Here is a 3,538-nt window from a genome sequence, read left to right on the forward strand (position 1 = left end):
TTTACACATTTCTAAATAACTCTGTGTATGCGAATTATAATCGTCTGCTAATTTTACAGAAAGGAAATTTTTAATCCAATATTGGGCATCGTAATTATTGTTATCTACAGAAAAAACAACAGTACCTTCTGTGTCTGATGTATTTAAAACCAAACAACCTTTGTCAATTTTTTTGGTGGATATTCCTTTTTGAACCACAACATCCCAACTTTCATTATCGTCTAAATAGGTTTGAAAGAAATCGACTTTATTTTCTATCTTAAAAATTCCGATTGCTTCTGTTAATACGTCTTTATATTCTATACCTTCTATAAAAACGACCAAAACATCGCCTGTTTTTATTTGTGCAGAATTAGACTGCTCATACAAATGATTTACAATGTTTTTAGAATATTCTACAAAGGTACTTTCTTCTTTAAATACTTCTGATGCGTAATTATTAATCTCATTTAAACGTACGTCTGCATGATGTGTAAAACGATAACTTTGCGTTAAACTACCAAAAGGTTTTAATAGAAAACTCTTCATTAAATCGTAACTTTCTTGATCAAAACGAATTAACTCTTCTGAAAAAACATTTTGCCCACTGTTAAATTTGTTGGCTACTTTATGTAAAATACATTTGGTAATTTCTGCTCTGGTTTTTTTTATCATCAGTAAGAATTTTGAAGCGTAAAAATAGTTGAATTTTTAAATTGTTTGCTATTATTTCTAAAAGTTTATAAACAAGTTTAGCCCTGATTGAACCTTTCGTAAAGCTCAAGGAAGACTATTTGTTTGAAATCATTTTTGCCTGCAAAAGTAAAAAGATTGAGTGGTGAAAGCTCGAATTGCTTCTAAAAATATTATGATTTTACAACTTTAATTTAAGCTGCTCTGGCAAGAGTTTAAAAGTTTTTCTATGATAATCTGTGGCACCAAATTGCCTGATGGCGTTTCTGTGTTCTTTGGTTGGGTATCCTTTATTTTTTGCCCAATTATACACAGGAAATTCTTGATGAATTTTTGACATATACTCATCTCTATACGTTTTTGCTAATACAGAGGCTGCTGCAATACTTAAGTATTTTGCATCGCCTTTTACAATGGTTTTATGAGGAATTTCCTTATAATTTTTAAACTTATTACCATCTACAATTATAAATTCTGGAGCTAATTTTAACATCTCTATAGAACGATGCATACCTGTTATAGAGGCTTGTAAAACATTAATTTCATCCACTTCTTGTTGCCAAACAAAAGAAACCCCAAATGCAATTGCATTTTGCTCTATATATGGCCTTAATTCGTCTCTTCTTTTTTCTGAGAGTTGCTTAGAATCATTTAAAAAAGGATGCGAAAAATCTGCAGGTAAAATTACAGCTGCAGCTACTACTGGTCCAGACAAACAACCTCTACCAGCTTCATCTGTACCTGCTTCTAAAGAAAAGCCACTGTAATTTAATTTTAGCATTTTACAAAGAAAAGAAGAATTAACAGTTTTCAAAATAATTATTGGCTATTATTTTCGTTTTATTATTTTACATTTGTCCTTGCATATTTTAAGTATGAACAAACAACTTTTTACTTTTTTCTTTCTTTGTCTTTTTGTGGCAACGTCTACTTTTTCTCAGCGTAAGTTGGGTGGCGCAAAAAGAGAAAACACAACTATTGATAGAAATGGAAATGTAGTTACTGCAGATAACTCTGGAGAAATTAATGTTACACTTTCTGGAAAAACAAAGTATACCGACTACAAGATTTTTTCTCATCGAAGAGATACCACATATATAGACACTACACTTAATATTAAAAAAGAGTATAAATTTAACTATTTACGCAAAGACTTGTTTGAATTTTTAGAGTTTCATAACCAAGGACAAACCTTAAATAATTTAGGCTATAGTTTTAATAACATTTATAGATTGCCAGATATTGGTTTTTCTGCAAAACAGGTTAGTTATTTAAATGTAGACGATATAAAATATTACGAAGTACCCACCACAACAACAGAAATACTCTATAGAACTGGTTTGCAACAAGGGCAAGTTTTAGATGCTTTGTTTACTTTAAACTTTTCTAAGAGGTTTAATGTATCGCTGTCTTACAAAGGTTTGCGTTCTTTAGGTGCTTATAGAAGGGCTTTGGTGAGTAATGGTAATTTTAGGGGTGCTTTTCATTACAGAACCAAAGAAAATCAATATCAAATTAGAGGACACTTAACCACACAAGATTTTTTTCACCAAGAAAATGGTGGATTAACCCCAGAATCTTTACAGAATTTTATAGAAGATGCACCCGACTTTACAACTAGAGCTCGTTTAGATGTAAACTTATCAGATACCGAAAGTCAGTTTGATTCTAATAGAATTTATGTAGAGCATAGTTACAAACTTCTAGCGAGCAAAGATAGTATTACAAATAAGGATTTTAGCAATTTAAAAATTGGGCATATTTTAACCAGTGAAAGTAAATCTTTCGAGTTTATACAAACCTCTTTAACACCTGCTTTTTTTGGTAATGCTAGTTCTTCTGACCCTAATAACAAACAAGCAGAAAGTACTATTACTAACAACGAGTTAAATTTAGAGTTTAACTCTAAATATGTGTTGGGTAAGTTTAAAGCAAAAACAAACTTAACTAGTTATACTTATGGTTATGACACTATTTTAAATAGCAATAGCACCATTAATAAGTTAAAAATTGAAGGAAATGCCATTTCTTTTGGGGCAGACTGGAATGCTAAAATTAAAAACTTTCAGTTAAATGCAGACGCTAGCATCACTCCAGGAACTGGAAGACTTTCTGGTAATTATATTAAAGGGGAAGCTGTGTATGAAAAGGATAGTATTTTATCACTTAAAGGTACATTATTACTAAGTTCTAAATCGCCAAATTTTAATACACTTTTGCACCAAAGTGAATATGATGATTATAACTGGCAAAACGAAACATTTAGCAATGTAAATACGAGAGATTTAGGGTTTAACTTGCAATCTAAATGGCTAAATGCTTCCTTAAACTTTACCAATATAGATAATTATACCTATTTTAATGAAGATAGCCAACCAGAACAATTTACAGACCAAATAGTATATTTAAAAGTAAAAGCAAATAGAGAATTTAATGTGGGTAAATTTGCTTTAAACAATACGTTTATGTATCAAAACGTTAGCAGTGGTAGTTCTGTTTTTAGAGTCCCAGAATTTGTAACAAGAAACACTTTTTATTACACAGACTATTGGTTTAAAGGCAAACCTATGTTGGTAAATATGGGGATTACTTTTAAGTATTTTACAGCTTATAATGCCAATGCTTACAATCCGCTTTTAGGCGAATTTAGAATACAAAATGATGAGGAAATAGGTTTCCCAACTTTTGATGTGTTTTTTAATGCACAAGTGCGAAGAACGCGTTTTTATTTAAAAATAGACAATGCTACTTCTAGTTTTACAGAAAAAAATTATTTTTCTGCCCCCGGATATCCTTATAGGGATTTTGTAATAAGATTTGGTTTGGTTTGGAATTGGTTTATTTAGCCCATCCTAAATCCTAATTA

3 protein-coding genes are annotated in these 3,538 nt (G+C 30.6%); 1 reads left to right on the forward strand and 2 read right to left on the reverse strand.

The features are described from left to right. The coding region (locus ACTG3S_RS07025; protein ID WP_439128648.1) for a nucleoid-associated protein at positions 1-654 on the reverse strand (654 nt) is incomplete at its 3' end. Positions 655-853: 199 nt separating this feature from the next. Continuing rightward, positions 854-1,453 (reverse strand): ribonuclease HII, encoded by a 600-nt coding sequence (locus ACTG3S_RS07030; protein ID WP_439128649.1) that lies wholly within the window; start codon positions 1,451-1,453, stop codon positions 854-856. A 94-nt stretch (positions 1,454-1,547) separates the two neighbouring features. On the opposite strand from ACTG3S_RS07030, the gene ACTG3S_RS07035 reads away from it, so the two are divergent. Continuing rightward, positions 1,548-3,518, forward strand: coding sequence for a putative porin (locus ACTG3S_RS07035; RefSeq protein ID WP_439128650.1), 1,971 nt, complete (start codon positions 1,548-1,550; stop codon positions 3,516-3,518). Positions 3,519-3,538 lie beyond the last annotated feature (20 nt).

Origin of the sequence: Polaribacter sp., from assembly GCF_965656025.1 — a bacterium.
In the GTDB taxonomy this organism is placed as follows: Bacteria; Bacteroidota; Bacteroidia; order Flavobacteriales; family Flavobacteriaceae; genus Polaribacter.